The 21,593-nt window shown below is 43.9% G+C and carries 18 protein-coding genes; 13 read left to right on the top strand and 5 right to left on the bottom strand.

What is annotated here, in order from left to right; all coding sequences use genetic code 11:
- Position 1 precedes the first annotated feature (1 nt).
- Positions 2-1,486, top strand: coding sequence for an MBOAT family O-acyltransferase (locus tag JO154_RS16640; RefSeq protein ID WP_291947539.1), 1,485 nt, complete (start codon positions 2-4; stop codon positions 1,484-1,486).
- On the opposite strand, the gene JO154_RS16635 is transcribed toward JO154_RS16640, so the two are convergent.
- Positions 1,483-2,409, bottom strand: coding sequence for a helix-turn-helix transcriptional regulator (locus tag JO154_RS16635; protein WP_291947537.1), 927 nt, complete (start codon positions 2,407-2,409; stop codon positions 1,483-1,485). The genes JO154_RS16640 and JO154_RS16635 overlap by 4 nt on opposite strands.
- 165 nt (positions 2,410-2,574) lie before the next feature.
- Here JO154_RS16635 and JO154_RS16630 point away from each other — a divergent pair, with 165 nt between their 5' ends.
- Complete coding sequence (locus tag JO154_RS16630; protein ID WP_291947534.1) at positions 2,575-3,891, top strand: porin; 1,317 nt, start codon at positions 2,575-2,577, stop codon at positions 3,889-3,891.
- Here the strand turns inward: JO154_RS16630 and JO154_RS16625 are convergent.
- From JO154_RS16625 to JO154_RS16615, 3 genes are all read right to left on the bottom strand, one after another.
- Entirely contained in the window at positions 3,888-4,943 is a 1,056-nt protein-coding gene (locus JO154_RS16625) for an ATP-binding protein (RefSeq protein ID WP_291947532.1), read from the bottom strand. The two genes, JO154_RS16630 and JO154_RS16625, sit on opposite strands and share 4 nt — an antisense overlap.
- 135 nt (positions 4,944-5,078) lie before the next feature.
- Positions 5,079-5,762: a response regulator transcription factor gene (locus JO154_RS16620; RefSeq protein ID WP_291947530.1), complete on the bottom strand. Its 684-nt coding sequence runs from the start codon at positions 5,760-5,762 to the stop codon at positions 5,079-5,081.
- Between the two features lie 225 nt (positions 5,763-5,987).
- Complete coding sequence (locus tag JO154_RS16615) at positions 5,988-6,719, bottom strand: DUF1003 domain-containing protein (protein WP_291947528.1); 732 nt, start codon at positions 6,717-6,719, stop codon at positions 5,988-5,990.
- A 192-nt stretch (positions 6,720-6,911) separates the two neighbouring features.
- Between JO154_RS16615 and JO154_RS16610 the strand changes: the two genes are divergently transcribed.
- From JO154_RS16610 to JO154_RS16570, 9 genes are all read left to right on the top strand, one after another.
- Positions 6,912-9,113: a hypothetical protein gene (locus JO154_RS16610; protein WP_291947527.1), complete on the top strand. Its 2,202-nt coding sequence runs from the start codon at positions 6,912-6,914 to the stop codon at positions 9,111-9,113.
- 22 nt (positions 9,114-9,135) lie between these two features.
- Complete coding sequence (locus tag JO154_RS16605) at positions 9,136-10,899, top strand: ABC transporter ATP-binding protein (RefSeq protein ID WP_291947525.1); 1,764 nt, start codon at positions 9,136-9,138, stop codon at positions 10,897-10,899.
- Positions 10,900-11,127: 228 nt separating this feature from the next.
- Positions 11,128-12,276, top strand: coding sequence for a F0F1 ATP synthase subunit A (atpB, locus tag JO154_RS16600; RefSeq protein WP_291947523.1), 1,149 nt, complete (start codon positions 11,128-11,130; stop codon positions 12,274-12,276).
- A 37-nt stretch (positions 12,277-12,313) separates the two neighbouring features.
- Positions 12,314-12,586, top strand: a complete 273-nt coding sequence (gene atpE, locus JO154_RS16595; protein ID WP_291947521.1) for an ATP synthase F0 subunit C — start codon at positions 12,314-12,316, stop codon at positions 12,584-12,586.
- 82 nt (positions 12,587-12,668) lie between these two features.
- Positions 12,669-13,163, top strand: coding sequence for a F0F1 ATP synthase subunit B (atpF, locus tag JO154_RS16590; RefSeq protein ID WP_291947518.1), 495 nt, complete (start codon positions 12,669-12,671; stop codon positions 13,161-13,163).
- A 58-nt stretch (positions 13,164-13,221) separates the two neighbouring features.
- The gene (atpH, locus tag JO154_RS16585; protein WP_291947516.1) at positions 13,222-13,779 is read left to right on the top strand and encodes an ATP synthase F1 subunit delta; all 558 of its coding nucleotides are present in this window, start codon (positions 13,222-13,224) and stop codon (positions 13,777-13,779) included.
- An 82-nt stretch (positions 13,780-13,861) separates the two neighbouring features.
- Positions 13,862-15,439 (top strand): F0F1 ATP synthase subunit alpha, encoded by a 1,578-nt coding sequence (atpA, locus tag JO154_RS16580; RefSeq protein WP_291947514.1) that lies wholly within the window; start codon positions 13,862-13,864, stop codon positions 15,437-15,439.
- Positions 15,440-15,786: 347 nt separating this feature from the next.
- Positions 15,787-17,943, top strand: coding sequence for a TonB-dependent receptor (locus JO154_RS16575; protein ID WP_291947512.1), 2,157 nt, complete (start codon positions 15,787-15,789; stop codon positions 17,941-17,943).
- 24 nt (positions 17,944-17,967) lie between these two features.
- Positions 17,968-18,621 carry a hypothetical protein gene (locus tag JO154_RS16570; RefSeq protein ID WP_291947511.1) on the top strand — a complete coding sequence of 218 codons (654 nt, stop codon included), beginning with the start codon at positions 17,968-17,970 and terminating at the stop codon, positions 18,619-18,621.
- 81 nt (positions 18,622-18,702) lie between these two features.
- Here the strand turns inward: JO154_RS16570 and pdxA are convergent, their stop codons facing one another.
- Positions 18,703-19,764, bottom strand: a complete 1,062-nt coding sequence (gene pdxA, locus JO154_RS16565; RefSeq protein WP_291947509.1) for a 4-hydroxythreonine-4-phosphate dehydrogenase PdxA — start codon at positions 19,762-19,764, stop codon at positions 18,703-18,705.
- Positions 19,765-19,872: 108 nt separating this feature from the next.
- Between pdxA and rsmA the strand changes: the two genes are divergently transcribed.
- Both rsmA and JO154_RS16555 read left to right on the top strand, forming a co-directional pair.
- Entirely contained in the window at positions 19,873-20,625 is a 753-nt protein-coding gene (gene rsmA, locus JO154_RS16560; protein WP_291947507.1) for a 16S rRNA (adenine(1518)-N(6)/adenine(1519)-N(6))-dimethyltransferase RsmA, read from the top strand.
- Positions 20,622-21,551, top strand: coding sequence for an NAD(P)-dependent oxidoreductase (locus JO154_RS16555; RefSeq protein ID WP_291947505.1), 930 nt, complete (start codon positions 20,622-20,624; stop codon positions 21,549-21,551). The genes rsmA and JO154_RS16555 overlap by 4 nt, the downstream gene beginning before the upstream one ends.
- Positions 21,552-21,593 lie beyond the last annotated feature (42 nt).

Genomic DNA, 21,593 nt, shown 5'->3' with positions numbered 1-21,593 from the left:
AATGATTGACATCAACAAGTTGTTAAACCTGCTTCGTTACGACCCGAATGATCCGGTTCTGTTTAACAGCGCTTTCTTTCTTTATTATTTCGCCGTATTTCTGATGTGCTATCTAGCAGTGCATCGGAGTAAAGCAGGACGTGTTTGGGTATACACCCTCTTCTCCCTGTTTTTCTTCTATAAAGCCTGCGGATACTATGTAGGTTTGGTGATCCTCTCGGCTATAGTGGATTTCAACCTTTCGAGGTGGATCCATCGAACCCCGAAACGATCTACCAAAACAACATTGCTAGTGTTTAGTATTATCCTGAACATTGGGCTGCTGTTCTATTTCAAGTATACTAACTTCTTCATCGGCATTATCAACGACTTTGCCGCCGGAAATATTCCTTTGCTGAAACTAACCCTTCCCATCGGTATTTCCTTCTATACTTTCGAGAACCTGAGCTATACCATCGACGTATATCGGGATGAATTGGAACCTGTGGATAACTTCATGGATTACCTGTTCTTCCTGTCGTTCTTCCCTAAGCTGATGATGGGACCTATTGTGCGTGCACATGATTTCATCCCGCAGATTTCTAAACCCTACTTCATCGATTCCGAAGATATTGGTAAGGGAATGTATTTGATTATCAGTGGGTTGTTTAAGAAGATTATCATATCGGACTTTATATACCAGAACTTCGTACAGTACATCTTCGATGATCCAAGTAAACATACCGGATTGGAATGTCTGCTCGGCGTGTATGGCTATGCCATGGTGATTTACTGCGACTTCTCCGGTTATTCCGATATGGCCTTGGGTATTGCCCGCTGGACCGGTTTCAAGATTCCGCCAAACTTCGATTCTCCCTACCAGAGTAGTTCTATCACAGAATTCTGGCGTCGCTGGCATATTTCGTTGTCCAGTTGGTTGAGAGATTACTTATATATTCCTTTGGGTGGTAACCGTAAAGGAAAGGTAAGACAGTACATCAACCTGGGATTGACCATGCTGATTGGTGGTTTCTGGCATGGCGCCAGTTGGAACTTCATCTTCTGGGGAGGTATGCACGGCAGTATGTTGGCCATCGATAAAGTGCGTATCGACTACCTGAAGAAAAGAAATATCACATTTGGCGGATGGAAAGGTAAGTTCCTGAAAGTACTGGGTATTCTGTTCACTTTCCACTTTGTATGCTTCTGCTGGATCTTCTTCAAAGCATCCACTTTCCATGATGCATGGGCATTGATACATCAAATTGCATACGACTTCCAGCCAGAAATCTGGAAAGAGTTATATACTGGTTATACCGCAGTGTTCTGGGTAATGCTGATGGGCTTTGTATTGCATTTCATGCCGAAGAAAGCCGAACTGTCTATGGAAGGCGCATATGCAAGAATTCCCGTAGTAGGCAGCGTAGCAGTGATGGTAGCTTTTGTATGGTTGCTGGTACAGGTAAAGAGTACACAGCCAATGATACCTATCTACTTCCAGTTCTAAGCGCCATAACGTCTTTCCCAGGGAATGAAGACTTCGCACTCCGTCAATCCTGTGAGCGACATAAAGAACTGATTACTGTTCAGTTTAAAGAATCCTTGACGACAACTCGTATTGATGAAATTATACATGGGCAAGCCGGCATCGGCGAAGCCCATGTTTACTTTTAGGAACTTGTAATTGCTGGCAGGCATCTCCTTTTCCAACAAGTGACAGGTATGAAACCCGAACTTTATCTGCCGATGTATTACCTCAAATGCTTTGCACATAGGTACCTGTAACCCCACATACATCATCATTTTCTCATAGTCCACTACCGGAACGGCGTCCAAGGTACCAGTGATGATCCTAGCATCTGGAATCATCAGCGTAGAACGGATGATCCTAAATTGTTGGATATAATGCAGCATATGCGCTACCATATTCCGAATGGGATCGTGCTGGCTGGGTAATATCGTATAGTAAAGGGTAGTAGCATTTTCTTGTCTTTCCTGTAGGTTGTCCATACAAAAGATGTCATCTTCTGTTTCATGGGAAGAGGTAATAATTTTTGTTTTATTGAGTGTGGCTAGTTCGTTAGGGAGATAGAGCCTATCCCTGTAGGCTGTTGGCGTTAGCTCATGTTCCTCTGCGAAAGCCTTACTGAAAGCCTGGATAGTATTGTAACCGCAGCGATCCGCTATTTGACTGATGCTGAAGGGCGAATGCCGCAGCAAGCCACCCGCATTTTCCAGCTTTCTCCTTTTGGTGAATTGTTTGAACGATTCTTCCTTTAAATCCTCGAATCTTCTGCCAAGTGTTTGGGCATCTACCGATAACTGATCCGCTACCGCTTTGATGGATAAATCCAGGGATAGATTGTTGTCTGTGATGGCAATGGCCCTGTCTACTAGCTGTTGCCAGTGGGCCCTGGTATTGTTTCGCATGGCGAAATATTTATATTCAAAAGATCGGGGAATAGCGATGAAATTTGGTTTACAGTTACTGTTAGGTTTAGTGATTAACGAACGATTAACACAAAATTGATTGGTTAACAATTACATAATATTCAACAACGAAATACTACTTTTGCGGGCAAATTTTAACCACGGATGCGTTTTGCAAAAATTATACTGGTAGCATGTGTACTGACGGTTTCCTCTCTCACAGCTAAAGCCCAGTTCCTCATGGACATGATTGATACCACCACGGAGTTGGGAAGAGGAATGATCTCCATGTACCACAAATATGATGCGCTGCGCTTCAGTGGCTACATTCAGCCCCAGTTCCAGTGGGCCTCCAAACGAGGAGCCCCTTCATTTGCCGGCGGCGACTTCAATCCCCAATCGGATAACCGTTGGATGCTCCGCAGGGGCCGTATTCGCTTAGACTATGAAAGGTATGACAACAATGATATGCCCATCCTTCAATTCGCCTTCCAGTTCGACGGTACGGAAAGGGGAGTAGCGATCAGGGATTTCTATGGTCGATTCTTTGAAAACAAATTCAACGTCTTTTCTATGGCTGCCGGTATGTTTGCCCGCCCATTCGGGTATGAGGTGAACCTTTCTTCGGCTGATCGTGAAGCGCCGGAACGTGGTAGAATGTCACAAACACTGATGAAAACGGAGCGTGATATGGGTGGTATGATTTCCTTTGAACCCCGTCGGAAAGACCATCCGCTACGCTTTCTAAAAATAGATGCTGGCTTATTCAATGGACAAGGATTAACCGGCCCTAGTGACTTCGATAGTCATAAAGACTTTATAGGGCGTATTGCAGTGAAGCCGCAGATTATCAATAAAAGTAAATGGTTGTTGTCTGGTGGGGTTTCTATATTGTATGGCGGGATGCAACAATTCACAGATCATATTTACAGGATGGAAAACACCGTTTTCAAATTGGATTCGTCTGTGGAAAATGCGGGTAAAATCGCACCCCGACATTATTACGGTGCAGATGTACAGTTGAAAATCCCCAATGGACCAGGCAAAGGTTGGACGCAGTTCAGAGCAGAATATATCCGAGGTGTACAAACAGCTACGGCCAATACTACTGAAACGCCTGGTATTATTCCCCTAGACCCTTCTGGAAAATATGCGCCGCTGTATATTAGGAATTTTGATGGCGCCTATATCTACTTTATCCAGAACTTGGCCAGTGTAAAACACCAGTTGGTGGTGAAATATGATTGGTATGATCCAAACACCAATGTAAAAGGAAAACAAATAGGGGCGCCCGGTTCAGGAACTACCCCTGCGGATATACGTTATAATATCTTGGGAATCGGATATTTGTATTATGCGAATGAACACCTGAAGTTCACACTCTACTACGATATCGTGAAGAACGAATCGACCCAGTTGCCAGGTTATACCTCTGATATCAGTGATAATGTGCTGACCTGTCGGATGCAATATCGTTTTTAGAATTCACCTTTTCCCGCTTCCAGCGTAAAGCCGAAAGTACTGCCAATCTCAGGTTTACTTCTTACAGTAATGGATTGATCGTGTGCTTCTACGATATGTTTTACGATGGCGAGTCCCAATCCGGTACCTCCAATATCGCGACTCCTCGCGCGGTCCGTACGATAGAAACGTTCAAACACGCGTGGCAGATGTTCTTCTGCCATGCCAATACCATCGTCGGAGATCTCGATCAGTACGCGCTTTCCATCCATATTATAGATGCTAGCGATGGTGTGCCCGTCTGGCTTACCATATTTGATGGAGTTATCCACAAGGTTAATCAATACCTGACGGATTTTCTCTTTGTCGGCGATTACATGCAGCGGTGCTTCACAGCCTTTCTTAATGCTGAATTTAATGCCTTTGGTGTTGGCTTTGAGGGACAGTGTGTCAAATACATCCTTCAGTAGATCTTGAATAACAAAATCTTCCACATTGACTGTCATCTCCCCACTTTCCAACTTCGAAATTTCATCCAAATCATCCAACAGTCGGCAAAGACGATCGATATTCTTGGTGGCATTTTTCAGGAACAGTTTATTTACACTCGGATCTTCCAAAGCGCCGTCCAGCAAGGTGTGGATATAACCCTGTACCGCGAAGATGGGTGTTTTCAACTCATGGGAAAGGTTCAACAGGAACTCTTTACGGAATTCCTCGTTTCTGCGGAGGTTCTCCAGCTCTTCTTTCTTTTGACTGGCCCACTTTTCCACATCTTCACTTACTTCTTCAATGGTTTTCAGCGGAAGAATATTCTTGTTGAAGAATTCTTCTCTTTTGGAAGCCTTTGTCTGGTAAATGAATTTATAAATGAGCTTTATTTTCCGGTAGATGAAGTTCTGCAGGGTATAGAGGTACAGATAATAAGATACGAGGAAAGTGAGCACGAATGCGCCAGCAACAACTTTCCAGTCGCCGTCTACAAGTAGGCTACCTAAGGCTATTACTATCGAAACCACCAGCGCTGTGAATCCCGCGAGCTTTTGCGGGGAAAGGTTTTTAGTCTTGAACATACTCCAAAGTGAGTAATTATTGTAATAATGGGAAATTACATTAAATTTTCTTCTTGCCATAAAAAAGCAGTGGCTGTGAGCTTTTCAGCTACAGCCCGCATGGTTTTGTTAGAATGTTTTGATGTGCTGGAAAGATTACATTTCGAACTTGTAACCTACGCCTTTTACGGTGGTAATCAGATCGATACCTATTTTCTGGCGGATTTTGCGAATATGTACGTCGATGGTACGATCGCCCACAATCACTTCAGTACCCCATACTTGGTTCAAGATTTCGTTGCGGAGAAACACACGGCCTGGTTTAGAAGCCAGTAACTGCAACAGTTCGAATTCTTTCTTCGCAAGAATGATTTCCTGACCCTTATAAGTAACAGTGAATTTTTCCCTGTCAATTATCAGGTCGCCGAGTTGCAATTGTTGTTCTTCCGGTTTGTGTAAACGACGGAACAACGCATTAATACGGCTTACCAGCAACTTCGGTTTAATTGGTTTGGCAATGTAATCATCTGCACCCATGTTCAGACCGTCAATTTCAGACTTCTCATCGTTGAGGGCAGTTAAAAACAATACCATGGTATCTTTAAATTCTGGGAACTTTCTGATTTCACGGCAGGTGTCGATGCCATTTTTATTCGGCATCATGATGTCCAACATAATCAGGTCGGGACGGAATATCTTCGCTTTCTGGATAGCCTCATTGCCGTCTTTTGCAGTTACAGTCTCATAACCGGCAGACTTAAGATTATAACTGATGATCTCAAGAATATCCAGTTCATCATCTACTACCAGGATTTTTCCAGCTACGGCTTGGTCTATCATAAATTTAGCTTTAATAAAGACGGCACAAAATTATAAACTACGCCCTGTGATTAATGGAAAAATAACATTATGAAATTGTTAATTCAGCATGGGTGGGCCTTTCCATCTTGTTTTACAAATTTACATTAAAAAAACAGAGGCGGCCTTAAATCGACAATTGCATTTATTATATAAGATATAATTGATTGAAATATTTTTGTTTAGGAAGACATGAAGCACTCTTGCCTATTCCGAATGCTCATTTTTTTGAGGTGGGCCATTTCTGCGAATAGAAGCCATGATCCTATCTACCATATCCAATTGAGCCTGTTGTAGTTCTAACATATCCTGTTGCTGGGTAATAATGAGGTGATCAATTTTTTCATGGAGTATACGTACTTCCAGCTCCGATTTCAGGTTAATCATGTAATCATTTTTAGCACGCTGGCGATCTTTTTCTTCTTGTCGATTTTGGCTCATCATTATCACTGGCGCCTGTAGTGCTGCTAGGCAGGAGAGGATCAGGTTGAGTAGAATAAACGGATATGGGTCAAACCCTTTATTCAGCAGAAACCATACATTTACTGCCATCCAGATCAGGATGAAAACAACAAAGGAAATAATGAAAGTCCAACTACCTCCAAAATCCGCAATTTTATCTGCCAGTCGTTCTCCAATGGTAGTCGTGACTTGCTGCGTATCTTCTTCCAGTTTATCGGATAAGATCTGATCATTCTTCAGGTTTTGTAAGACCTGTTGTTCCAACGAATTTAATTCACCCAATTCATGTGAAAATAGCTGGTTATAGAATTCATGCCTGTATTTAGAAAACTCTGATGCAGAGAGATGGCATTTATGGTTGAATTCCGGATGCTCACTCTTAATCAGTTTCATGATGGAAGGTCGAACCAGCTTGGCGCTTACTTTTTCAATTTCTGGGAAATGTTTTCCGGAGATATCGCTTTTGAATGTCTGCATAATCGATTGTTATTTAACACTTAGCAGTACTCAGTTGTTATGGTTAAAGGGTGATTTTCCTGGGTTATATTATAAAGATATAGGAAAATCATATTTATTTGTGGTTAAAAGCTAATCGTTAGCAGCAACAATCGCGCTAAGATTTAAATTGGTTGTAAATTTGCTGATAGGAAGGCTGAAAAGGAAAAAATAATGAGGAAAATTTTAATCATGTTCTTGCTGGCTGTTTGTTCAAGCAGTTGGGTGCACGCACAAAGTAATCATTTGCAGATCCCTATATCCAGGCAGGGATTTCATGATAACATCGATAAGGAACAGGCAATGGCAGCTAAATACGACGGTAAAGCCGACGGATTGGTACATGTCTCTGATGATCAAACGATAAACCTCCAGGTTACGAACGCGTTGATAAAAGAGGTAGATGATATGCAGGTAGAAATTGAGAGAGACAGTTCCCTGGATCATCGCCTGAAGGTGAAATACCTGACAGGCCTGTATGCCGTGCTAAAGGATTATAATTTCAAAAGAAGTCATCATCTCCTGGAACCGGAAGAAGCTCCTTCCATTATCCATGCCTATCACAGCATGATGCGCGCCGACATAAAAGGTCAGAGCGTGGCTCCTTATATCCAGGGCCTTTCGTATGAAGGCACTTTAAAACTCATTGAAGTATTCAAGGATAACCCCGGTTATAATGATGCCAGAGGAATTGTATTTGGTAAATATGCCTTCAGTCACCTAGAAGACATTATGCCTAAACTGACACAGTATCTGGACTATCCTGGTACAGACTCCATCGTGGCGGCAGTAGCCCGTAAATACCCTAACCAGGTATTAACCTATGCTACCTCCTACACGCCAATGGCTAGTGCCATCCGTAGGAATCCTGATCCAATTGTTCAAACCATTGTACAGATAGGCCGTTCTTCACAGAGTACCCGTATCCTGCCTTTCATTGATGAAATCCTGAATGGCACTACTACCCTGGAGAAACTGGAGAAAGTCACTGAAACCGACCGTTCTTACTATCGCCAGATGGTGAAATCCATGATCGCGATGCAGAAAATGAAGGCCGAAGGGAAAACGCCTATCGGGATGAAGGCCATGATGGAAAACATGCAGGCTAAATCACTGCTGTATATCCGCGAAGTAAATGACCTCCACGAAGAATCGGCTCCTGTGCGTTTCCGCATCGTGAACGACTTCACCCCAGAAGAACTCTATTACCTGATCGTGAATGGCCAGGAAGAGCTGTATACCTCCAGTTATACCAATCATAACAACGCCGGTTTATACGACCAAATGATGGCTCGTATGAAACCTCCTCGTGGCGATAGTTTACTCATGATGGTGAATTTCGATCGTTTCAAGAAATTCATTGCCATGGCGGCTGGTTTCAATACCTTGGACAACTTCTTGAAGTCCATGGCGCCAGAGAACTCCAACTACCTGATGCAGAAATATGTACAGAACCTGGAGAAAACAGAAGACCTGGAAGACGCAGTGGATGTGGCCAACTCCTTTGGAAGTATCCGCGATCCTAAACTGTTGGATTTCCTCCGTGCAGAAGTACGTAAAAACCTGGGTTATGTAAGAAAACATAATGACCGCAGAGGTACCGTGATCTATCAGTTGCTGAGCAGTCTGTTCGAAACAGAATCTGTAAACGAAAACGATTCCTCCAAAGCCACCGATATGGCTGCGAAATTCTCATTGCCTCCAATTAACTATGTGGCATACAACAGCCTGGAAAGCGACAGTGGCCGCGTATTCCAGCAAGTATTCTTCTACGGAGATAAAGACGGGCAGGAGTCCTTCGCTAGCTTCATGACCAATTTCCCTGCGGGAGAATGGAAAGTGCAGAAAAACAAATATTGGGTACAGATCAGTTCATTGAAAGGGAAACCGACTACTATATTCGCGAATTTGCCTCTGGATGAACCAGATGATAAAGAAGCTATTGCAAAATTGTCTGATTACTTGGATGAAAATGACATACATCCTAGTATCTTTATACATCGTGGTCACAGCTACCATGTGAATACAACCCTCGACAACTTACAGAGCTCTGCGAAAATTGTGATTCTGGGTTCTTGCGGTGGTTATCACAACCTGGCCGTGGTACTGGAAAAAGCGCCTGAAGCGCATATCATTTCCTCCAAACAGGTAGGTACCCGCTTCGTAAATGAACCGATCATTCGCAGCCTGGAAGATGTGATCAGAAGTGGTAAAAATGTAGACTGGGTGGTAATGTGGGCACAGTTGGCCAAGAAATTTGCAGGAGATGCCCGTAACAAAGAACTGTTCAGCGATTACGTACCTCCGCATAAAAACCTGGGAGCTATTTTCATCAAAGCTTACAGGCAGATCATGAAAGACGAAAAGAAATCATAGCTTAAACATTAGATCAACGAACGTGGAAAATCTGGCAGTAAAGAAGGTATTCGATTTTAGTTTATTGAGACGTATATTCTCATTTGCTGCACCGTACAAACGGTCCTTCTATGTTTCCATGTTCCTGACAGTGGTGTTGGCGGTGATATCGCCGCTGCGCCCATACCTGATACAGGTAACCGTCGATAAATATATCGCTAACCAGTTGACACGCATGCTGGTTACGGTAACGATTATACAGATAGCCTTACTACTGTTAGAAACGGTAGTAAGGTTTTTCTTTTCATACCTGACCAACTGGCTGGGACAGTCGGTCGTAAAGGATTTAAGAGTAACGGTTTACAAGAAAATCGTGCATCTTAATCTCGCCTTCTTCGATAAAACCCCTATTGGTACCCTTACAACCCGTACCATCAATGATATTGAGGCGATTAATGATGTTTTCTCTGAGGGGATTATCAGTATCGTAGCAGACCTACTGATGATCATTGCCATTTTGGTGGTGATGTTTATGGAGGACTGGCGTCTCACGTTAGTCAGCCTTTCTCCTTTCCCTATCCTGATCATTGCTACTTTCATCTTTAAGGAAAGTGTGAATAAATCATTTTACCGGGTACGTAATGCCGTATCGGCGCTGAATGCGTTTGTACAGGAGCATATCACCGGAATGGTGGTAGTGCAGGCATTTACCGCTGAAAAGAGAGAATTGGCCCGTTTCCGCCAGATCAACAAGGATCACCGGAATGCGAATATCGATGCCATTTTTGCCTATTCTGTGTTCTTTCCTGTAGTGGAAATTATCCTGGCCATATCCTTGGGATTGATGGTATGGTGGGGCGCTAATAAAGTGCTGAATTACGAAGTAACACAAGGGGTGATGATTGCCTTTATCATGTACCTCAACATGTTATTTCGCCCACTGCGTATGCTGGCAGATAAGTTCAATACCCTTCAAATGGGAATGGTGGCCAGTGAACGTGTGTTCAAAATCCTTGATAATGAGGATTATATCCCTGATCATGGCACAGCATCTGCAAAAGACATGAAAGGGGCTATTTCTTTTGATCATGTTTCCTTTGCTTACGTAGATGACCGATATGTCCTGAAAGATATCACCTTCGATGCGAAGCCAGGAGATACCGTGGCAATCGTCGGGCATACCGGGTCTGGCAAAACCACTATAATCAGCATTTTAAACCGCTTGTATGAGATCCAACAGGGAAGCATCAAGATAGACGGGATAGCGTTACCAGATTACTCGCTGCATGCCCTACGTAGCCGAATTGGGGTGGTATTGCAGGATGTGTTCCTGTTTGCCGGGTCGATTTACGATAATATCACTTTACACAATAGCGCCATTAGTAGGGAGGAGGTCGTGTCTGCTTCCAAACTAATTGGTATTCATGACTTTATTATGCAACTGCCTGGCGGTTATGATTACCAGGTAATGGAAAGGGGAAGTACCTTGTCTTTGGGGCAGCGTCAGTTGATTTCCTTTGTGCGGGCACTGTTGTACAATCCGGCTATCCTGATCCTGGATGAAGCCACCTCTTCCGTTGATACAGAGTCTGAAATGCTGATTCAAGATGCCATTGATAAGCTGATTGCTGATCGGACGGCCATTATCATCGCGCACAGGCTGTCTACCATTAGCGAGGCGGATAAGATCATTGTGCTGGATAAAGGCGAGATTAAGGAGATGGGAAGTCATGAAGAATTACTGAAGTTGGAGGGCTTTTATTACAAGCTGCATAGCATGCAGTTTAACGCCTCCGCGGCTGGGTAATACATGATGAAAAAATAAATATAACTTTTTGTGCATAAGTAGCTGAAAAAATGGCTGTTATCTCCCTAAAAAATGCAATACAATTTAAGTTATAACCATCTGTCTATCAATAACATTATAATATACCCTCCTTTTTTTTCATCATCGCTGAATTTTTGAGATAAAAACGTTTATCTTTGCGCAAAATTTCAGAAAACGGTGATTTCATTCAGTCGGTTCAAACATAGTATGGTAGCACTTGTGATGGCGTTAGTCCTTCACAGTTTTGGTAATTCTGCTTCTGCAGCGGTAAATAATGAAGGTGGCGAGCATGCTACTGCTCATCATACCGAAGAGAAGAAAGAAGCGAAAAAGGGCTTCGATGCAAAAGAAGTAATTCTTGGACACGTAAAGGATGCCCATGACTGGCACTTTATGGATTGGGGTGAACAGCCTATATCTATTCCATTGCCTGTGATCATCTACAATCCAGCAAAGGGAACTTCTGCATTTATGTCTTCTGCTTTCCATCATGGTCATGAGGCGGTAGACGGATACATGATCGTAACAGAGCATTACCGTGAAGAGAAAGGTCTGGCTCAGGATAAATTTCCTACTGGCACTATCATCGCGGTAGATGAGCAGCACAATCCTACTGGTGCTAAAATCTATGATTTCTCTATCACCAAGAACATCACTTCCATGATCATTGCAGCTATCCTGCTGGTTTGGATGATGCTGAACGTAGCGAAAGCTTACAAAACCCGTGGTAGCAAGAAAGCGCCTAAAGGTTTCCAGAGCGTAGTAGAGCCGGTGATTATCTTCATGAGAGACGAAGTGGTAAAGCCAAACATTCCTGGCAAAGCTGCTGAGAAATACACTCCATTCATTCTGACTATTTTCTTCTTTATCCTCATCCTCAACCTGATGGGGCTGTTGCCAGGTTCTGCTAACGTAACTGGTAACATCGCAGTAACTGGAGCACTGGCTATCATCTCCTTCGTTGCGATCATGATCAGCACCAACAAGCATTTCTGGGGTCACATCTTCAACCCTCCAGTACCTGGTGGTGTGAAAATTATCCTGGCGCCGGTAGAGCTGATTGGTGTGTTCACTAAGCCTGTTTCACTGGCTATCCGACTTTTCGCCAACATCTTGGCAGGTCACATTATCATTCTGAGTATCATTTCCCTGGTATTTATATTTGGCGGTCTGAAACCAGTTGCTGGTTATGGCTTCCTGCCTATCACCATCGTATTCAACATCGTAATGATGATGTTGGAATTACTGGTTGCCTTTATCCAGGCGTTCATCTTCGCTACGCTGACTGCAGTATTTATCGGTCAAGCGATGGAAGGCGGACATGATCACGATGATGCACACGCTGCACATCACTAATTAACTTGTTTATTTTAAATTCAAATACATATTCATTATGGCACTTTCAACTGTTTTAATGCAAGCTGCTGCTGAAGCTGCTGCGTCTGCTTCAGGTTTAGCTAAAGCTGGTGGTGCTATCGGTGCTGGTATCGCTGCTATCGCGGCTGGTATTGGTGTTGGTAACATCGGTAAGAGCGCTCTGGAATCTATCGCTCGTCAGCCAGAAGCTGCAAATGACATCCGTGCAAACATGATCCTGGCAGCTGCGCTGGTAGAGGGTGTTGCCCTCTTCGGTGTAATCGCTGGTCTGCTGGCGGTAGTTATGTAAGCCAAACTCTTTACTGCATCTGGAGCACAGGGCAAAGGATGCAGTAATCTTTCCAATCAAAAACTAATTAAATCCTCGTAATATGGATCTGTTGATACCAGCGGTCGGCTTATTTATTATCTCTTTTGTCATCTTTGTTATTGTATTCCTTGTCCTAAAGAAATTCGCATGGACTCCAATCCTGGCAGTTCTGAAAGAAAGGGAAGGTTCCATTGCTGATTCTATCGCTTCTGCTGAAAGAGTGAAAGAAGAAATGGCGCAGATGAAAGCAGAACACGAACACGTGTTGGCTGAAGCAAAAGCTGAAAGAAGCAAAATCCTGAAAGAAGCTAAAGAAGCTAAAGATCAGATCATCAGCGAAGCTAAAGCACAAGCTCAGGCTGAAGCTAAAAAGATCATCTCTGAAGCTTACACCGCTATCGAAAACCAGAAAATGGCTGCGTTAACGGATGTGAAAAACCAGGTAGGTAACCTCGTTATCGAAGTAGCTGAAAAAGTACTGAGAAAAGAATTGTCTGATAAATCAGCACAAGAAGGTTACGTAAAACAACTGGCACAGGAAATCAAACTGAATTAAGAATCTGACTCTACACCCGCTCTAAACAAGTTGGTGAAAAGCTAAAGCGATAAGCAATATGCAGAATCCCCGTTTAGCATCCCGATATGCAAAATCATTGATAGACCTGGTTCTCGAAAAGAATCAACTGGAAGAAGTGCATACCGATATGCTGTTTTTACAACAGGTGATGAAATCAAACCGCGACGTGGTACTGCTGCTCAAAAGCCCGATCATCAAGGCTGATGCTAAGCAGAAAATCCTCGACGCCGTTCTGAATAGCCGTGTGAATTTAACCACGCAGTTGTTCATCAAATTACTGGTGACCAAAGGCCGCGAAAGTTTCCTGCCTGAGATTGCCGTGGAATTTGGCAAACAGTATAATGTGATCAAAAACATTAAAACTGTAAAAATTACTACCGCCGTTCCTATGGAACAAGCTACACTGGACATGATCCAACAGAAAGTAGCTAACGGTAACCAGCAAGTTCAACTGGAAGCTAAGGTAAATCCTGAGCTGATCGGTGGTTTCGTGCTGGAAGCACAGGATCAGTTGTACGATGCTTCTGTTGCAAATGAACTGAAGAATCTGAAACAACAATTCAATAAGAATATTTACGTATCTGAGATACGTTAAAAATACAGCAGCCGCTGCGTACACGCAAAGCTGTTGTCGTTACTTTAATTTACTCTAACGACTCTTTTTAAAAATCATAATTATGGTTGGTATTAAACCTGATGAAATTTCGGCGATATTACGCCAGCAGTTAAGCAACTTCAATGCTGACGCCAGCCTGGAAGAGGTAGGTACAGTACTGCAAGTGGGTGATGGTATCGCCCGCATTTACGGTTTGGGTAACGTTGGTTACGGTGAACTGGTTGAGTTCAGCAATGGCGTTAGAGCAATTGCACTGAACCTGGAAGAGGATAACGTAGGTGTGGTATTGATGGGTGAATCAACAGGCATTAAAGAAGGTGATAAAGTACGCCGTACTAAACAGATCGCATCTATCAACGTAGGTGAAGGTATGATTGGTCGCGTTGTAAATACATTGGGTGAACCAATCGATGGTAAAGGCCCTATCACTGGCGAACTGTACGAAATGCCACTGGAGCGTAAAGCACCAGGCGTTCTGTTCCGTGAACCAGTAAAAGAACCACTGCAGACAGGTGTTAAAGCGATCGACGCTATGATTCCTATCGGTCGTGGTCAACGTGAGTTGGTGATCGGTGACCGTCAGACAGGTAAAACTGCTATCTGTATCGATACCATCATCAACCAGAAAGAATTCTTCGAAGCTGGCAAACCAGTATATTGCATTTACGTAGCAATCGGTCAGAAAGCATCTACCGTTGCTGGTGTAATGAAAACTTTACAGGAAGCAGGCGCTATGGCTTACACTACTATCGTAGCTGCTAACGCTTCTGATCCTGCTCCACTGCAGTTCTATGCTCCATTCGCTGGTGCTGCAATTGGTGAGTTCTTCCGTGATAGCGGTCGTCCTGCACTGATCGTTTATGATGATCTGTCTAAACAGGCGGTTGCTTACCGTGAGGTGTCCCTGCTGCTGAAACGTCCTCCAGGCCGTGAAGCTTATCCAGGTGACGTATTCTACCTGCATAGCCGTTTGCTCGAGCGCGCTGCGAAAATCATCAACAAAGATGAGATCGCTCGCCAGATGAACGACCTGCCAGAATCTATCAAACACCTGGTTAAAGGTGGTGGTTCCCTGACAGCATTGCCTATCATCGAAACACAAGCTTCTGACGTATCTGCTTATATCCCTACCAACGTAATCTCCATCACCGATGGTCAGATCTTCCTGGAAGGTAACCTGTTCAACGCCGGTATCCGTCCTGCGATCAACGTAGGTATCTCTGTAAGCCGCGTGGGTGGTAACGCTCAGATCAAATCCATGAAGAAAGTATCCGGTACCCTGAAACTGGACCAGGCACAATATCGTGAGATGGAAGCCTTCTCCAAATTCGGTGGTGACCTCGATGCTGCTACCAAAGCCGTTATCGACAAAGGTCAGCGTAACGTGGAAATCCTGAAACAGCCTCAGTTCTCTCCACTGCCAGTGGAAAAACAAGTGGCTATCATCTACCTGGGTACCAACGGTCTGCTGCGTGAAGTTCCTGTTAAACAAGTGAAAGCATTCGAAGAAGCTTTCCATAACGAAATGGAAGTTCGCCTGCCAGATGTATTGACCGAGTTCAAAAAAGGTAATCTGCCTGAAGACGGTCTGAAGAAAATGGTTGCCCTGGCAAATGAACTGAAAGCTAGATTTGCATAATCTTCAACAACTCTCCTGTCGTTCCTGCCCGCAGGGCAGGAATGACGAAAAAGATAAAAACAGAAAGAGACGTCGCGGACGTCTCTTTCTGTTTTTGATACAGTCTCTTCTGTTTATAGCGCCTTTCTAACCCCTTTTTTCGGAAATTTCACCGATACTCCATCGGCTTTTATTACCCAGTTTTTTTCAGTTTTAGGGAGACACGTTTCGCTCGAAATGTAGGCTGGTAAAGGCAGCATCGGTAAAGTGCCCTGATTTTCCGGTCAATTTGACCGAATATCTCCCTTGTTCTTTTGCCGTGGTTGCAAACCACTCTACTTTTGACATGTAAATCATCCCCTATAGATATGTTTTTATTCAACCGACTTCTAATCTTAACTATTCTCTTTCCGGCGTTGCTGTCTGCACAAGTCCGCATTTCCGGTAAAGTCACCGATACAAAAAAACATCCGCTGGCAGGTGTAAACATTGCCATTAAAGACTCCTACGACGGAGCCGTTACGCAAGCGGATGGTACTTTCTCCTTCTCTCCCTCAAATACCGGCGAACTGACACTCTTTGCTACGCTGAATGGTTATCAGCCAATGGAAATGAAAGTCAATACTGCAACGGATCAACAGTTGAACATAGTGATGAAAAGCGCGGCCAATGCCCTGAAAGTGGTAACTATCTCAGCAGGTAGCTTTGAAGCCAGCGACGAAAAGAAGAATACGGTATTGAAACCATTGGATATTGTGACTACTGCAGGTGCAGGCGCCGATATCGTAAATGCGATCAAAACGTTGCCAGGTACACAGCAAACCAACGACCGCGAAGGTCTCTTTGTACGCGGTGGTACAGGCTACGAAACACAAACGGTGATTGATGGGATGCTGGTAAGAAACCCTTTCTACAGCGGTTTACCAGATATGCCAGGACGCGGACGTTTCTCCCCATTCCTGTTTAAAGGAACTACTTTCAGCAGTGGTGGCTACTCCGCTCAATACGGACAAGGTCTTTCTTCTGCCTTGATCCTGGAGTCTAATGATCTACCTACCCGGTCTTCTTCTTCTGTGGGCGTTTCTGTGATCGGCGCCAGTGGCGGCCTAGAAAGCTTGGCAAAGGATAAAAAGTCTTCTTTCGGTCTGGAGGCAGACTATACCAACTTGGCTCCTTATTTCAACGTAGTGAAACCTAAGCAGGAGGTGAACCTCGGACCAGAAATCATCGGTACTTCTGCGAATTTCCGTCTCAAAACCTCTAAAACCGGCATGCTGAAATTCTACGGTTATGCCAACTGGAGTAATATGGGCTTTTCCTATAACAGCCTGGAATATCCGGGGAATAAAGAGTCTTATCAGGTTCGAAATAACAATGTCTACACAAACCTGACTTACAAAGAAAGCCTGGGTCACGACTGGAAACTCTTTGCAGGCGCATCTTTCAGTACCAATAAAGACAGAATTAAGACAGACACGTTGCCGAAGTATCCGCTGGAATCCAATATTGGCATAGGTTCTGACCTTACACAAATGAAAGTGATGCTGACCAAAGGATTGGGACTTTACTCTGCACTGCGCTTTGGTGGCGAATATCAGTATGTTGCTGAAAGGTCTGCTTTTAACCAATATAATTTGAATTATGCCGATAACTATGCTGCTGCTTTCGCTGAAACAGATATCTTCTTTACTCGTAGCCTGGTAGGTAGATTTGGTGGTCGTGCGGAATATTCTTCCGTACTCGGTAAGATGAATTTTGCGCCCAGGGCATACCTGGGATATAGAACGGGTGTTCATAGCCAAGTGTCCATCGCTTACGGCGATTATTATCAGAAGCCAGAACCACAGTACATTCGCTACGACAGGTCGCTGGAATATATGAAAGCCACCCATTACATTGCTACTTACCAGGTGATGAGTAATGATTATACCTTCCGCACAGAATTATACTATAAGCAGTACAAAAATCTGGTGAAAACGGTACCTGATTACAGCAATAACGGTAACGGCTATGCGCAGGGATTTGAATTGTTCTGGAGAGACCGTAGAACCATAAAAGGCTTGGATTACTGGGTGTCTTATTCTTACCTGGATACCAAACGCAACTATCTGAATTATCCCTACAAAGTACAGCCAGATTTTGCGGCGAATCATACTGCCAGTTTGGTAACGAAATATATGATCACCAAACTGAGTACGAATGTGGGTTTGACGTACAGCTTTGCAAGCGGAAGACCTTACTACAATCCTAATCAGCCTGTGGATAAGTTCATGACTGATAGAACGATCACCTATAATTCAGTAGGCGCCAGCATTAGCTATCTGACCTCTATCCGTAAGGCATTTACTGTCATTGTATTCCAAGTAACGAATGTACTTGGCAACAAACAGGTATTTGGCTATCGTTATAGTACCGATGGCATGCGCCGGTCAGAGATTACACCGAATGTACCCCGCTTTATTTACCTGGGAATGTTTATGAACTTCGGTATAGACAGACGTCAGGATGTTATTAATAATCTTTAAATCTCTCCTTTAAATCAATACAATATGAAACGCTTCTTTTTATCTTTTCTGATGATTGCCGGATTATATTCCGCTACTATGGCTCAAAGTGCACAATATGAGCAAGTAATGAGCAAAAATATTGCTGAACTGGAAACCAGTGCAGCCTTCACCCCAGCAGCGATGACAGAGAAAGCTGCCCTGTTTGAACGTATTGCGGATGCAGAAAAGACACAGTGGCAACCTTACTATTACGCCGCTTATTGCAATGTGATGAATGCCCTGATGACCATGGACAGAAACAAAGTGGATGGACTGGCAGATCAAGCGGAAGCTGATCTTACCAAAGCAGAACAGATGAGTCCTAAGAACTCTGAAATCGCTTGTATCAAATCACTGGTAGCAACAGCAAGACTGAAAGTGGACCCTATGACACGTGGCCAGCAATACGGACCAATAGCCGCAGCAGCATTAGAAGAAGCAAAATCATTTAACCCTGAGAATCCGCGTGTATACTTACTGCAAGGACAATCTTTGCTCTTTACTCCAGAACAGTTTGGTGGTAGCAAAGAAAAAGCTAAAACTACCTTTGAACTGGCATTACAGAAATTCGCTGCTTTCAAACCTGCAGGTACGCTGGATCCTAAATGGGGAGAGGCTTATACCCGCTCACTGTTAGAAAAAGCGCAGGGTAAATAACTATTTGTTTTAAGGTTGATAATAAAAAAATCCCGTCCAGCGTATGTTGGACGGGATTTGTTATGTAAGTGCATAAATGATTTATTCAGACGCGAGTTCCATTTTCTTCAGTGGATTTCTCGTGTTGTCGGCATAGCGTTCGCGTTGTTCCAGGATGTCCAGGCAGGTGAAGATGGCCTGTCTGAAGGAGCCTGGATCAGCAATATTCTTACCGGCGATATCGAAGGCGGTGCCATGATCTGGAGAAGTCCTAACAATAGAAAGACCCGCAGTATAGTTGATACCTTCGCCACTGGCGAGGGATTTGAATGGAATGAGACCCTGATCGTGATACATAGCGAGTACGCCATCAAACTGCGCATACATTTCACGCGCAAAGAAAGCATCAGCGCTATATGGGCCGAAAGCCAGGATACCGCTGTTGTTCGCCTGTTTGATAGCAGGAGCGATTACATTGATTTCCTCCATGCCGATCAGGCCATCGTCGCCGGCGTGAGGGTTTAATCCTAGTACCGCGATTCTAGGTTTGTCGATACCAAAATCCTTGATCAGGCTGTCTTTCATCATTGCTAGCTTGGCCAGGATATTTTCTTTGGTTATATATTTTGGTACTTCCGCGATAGGCACATGTTCTGTCAATAGACCAACACGCATGTTATCGGCAGTCATAAACATCAGTACATCCTTCGCGCCAAAGGCATCGCGGAGGTATGGTGTATGGCCAGTATAGTTGAATTTTTCGCTTTGGATATTATTCTTATGGATAGGAGCTGTTACCAGTCCGGCGATGTAACCATCTTTCAGGCATTGGATCGCTACTTCGAGGGCGCGGGCAGCGTATTTGCCACCGACTTCATTTAGCACACCAGGAGTAATCTGTACTTCTTCTTCCCAGCAGTTATAGACGTTTACCTGTTTATGGTTCAGGCGGGTAAAGTCTTTAATAGACTGGTAATTGAAATTGTTTTCATTCATCAGCTTTCGGTAGAAGTTGATGGTTTTATTGGACGCGAAGATAACTGGCGTACAGAATTCCATCATTCTGTTGTCCAGAAAGGTTTTGATAATGATTTCTGCGCCAATACTGTTTATATCACCTACAGTGATGCCAATTACCGGTTTGTTCATGTTGGGAGTACTCATGCTGTTAAGCGTCAATAATGGACAAAGATAAGAGAAACCCGTAAGCTTTCAGTCATCAGGTTTTATGAACCCTGATAACGAGCTTTTAGCTATCTTTGAGGTTCAGTCATGTATACACTAAAGAAATCATTGGGTCAGCATTTCCTGACTGACGAGAACATCTGCAGGAAAATAGTTGAGTCCTTACCTGTAATAGAAGGCCAGCAGGTGCTGGAAGTGGGCCCCGGTGGGGGAGCCATTACCAAGTATCTGCTACAGATTCCCGGCATACACTTTAAAGCTATTGAGCTGGACACTGAGAAGGTGCAGTATTTAGAGAAGACTTACCCAGACATTAAGGGGAAGTTGATCAATGTGAGCATCTTGGATGCAGAGTTGCCTTTTGAAGGACCTTTCCGCTTGATAGGTAATTTCCCTTATAATATTTCCTCCCAGATTATGTTCAAAGTGTTGGATTGGCGCCAGCATGTAGATGTAATTGTGGGTATGTTCCAGAAAGAGGTTGCCCTCCGATTGGCAGCGTCTCATGGGAATAAGGATTATGGTATCCTCAGTGTATTGTTGCAGGCTTATTACAAGATTGAATACTTGTTTGAAGTGCATGAAAACTGCTTCAATCCGCCGCCGAAGGTGAAGTCGGCCGTTATCCGTCTCACTCGCCTGGAGCAACCAGCGGATGTGGCTTCAGAGCGTAAATTCCGGGTGTTGGTAAAAACCGCATTTGGGCAGCGTCGGAAGCAGTTGAGGAATCCGCTTAAACCGCTATTTACCAAAGAAACACTGCAAGACCCTATATTCAGTAAGCGCGCAGAAGAGCTTACTGTAGCGGATTTTGCAGCCTTATCACATAAGATGATATGAGCAGGAAAGTATTAATTACCGCGAAAGTTCATCCCTACCTGATTGATCAACTGGAGGCCAAAGGATTTGAGCCTGTATATCTGCCGGCAATTACATATGAAGAAGTCCATGCCGAGATTCCAGCCTGTGTAGGTCTTATTGTAACCACGAGAATCCGTGTCGACAAACAAATAATTGATCATGCCCGCAATTTGCAGTGGATAGGTCGGTTAGGCTCCGGTATGGAACTGATCGATGTTGCCTATGCAGAAAGCAAAGGGATTCATTGTGTCAGCAGTCCGGAAGGTAACCGTGATCCGGTAGGAGAGCAGGCAGTAGGGATGTTGTTGGCATTAATGCATAATATATTAAAAAGTAACCTGGAGCTGCGTAAGGGCATCTGGGAGCGGGATGGAAACCGCGCCTGGGAGCTAGGAGGTAAGACCGTAGCTATTATTGGTTATGGGCATACTGGAAGTACCTTCGCGAAAAAGCTGGCAGGTTTTGGTGTGAATATTATTGCATATGACAAGTACCATAAAGGTTTTGGTACTGCGGCAGTAAAAGAAGTGAGTCTGGAAGAGATCTTCCGTGATGCGGATATTGTGAGTTTGCATTTACCGCTGACAGATGAAACGCGTCATATTGCTAACAGTGCCTTCTTTCGTTCATTTGCGCGTCCGATATGGTTTATGAATACGGCGCGTGGGAAGTTGGTGAATAATGCTGATCTGATGGCCGCCTTACAGGATGGCCGGGTGCAGGGAGCATGTTTGGATGTATTAGAGAATGAAAAGCTGGATACCTATACAGCAGAAGAGAAGGAGCAGTTAGCATTTTTCCTGGCTGCGCCGAATGTGGTAGTAACGCCTCATATAGCGGGTTATTCGCATGAAGCGAGTATTCGTATGCCACGGGTAGTATTGGAAAAGCTGAACATTTTGTAAGCAACTGCAACGGTTGTGGTAATTTGATATAAATAGTTGATT

The organism is Chitinophaga sp. (assembly GCF_019236475.1).
Taxonomy (GTDB): Bacteria; Bacteroidota; Bacteroidia; order Chitinophagales; family Chitinophagaceae; genus Chitinophaga.
The sequence above is the reverse complement of the archived record's forward strand: the minus strand, read 5'-3'. Positions and strand labels throughout refer to the sequence as shown.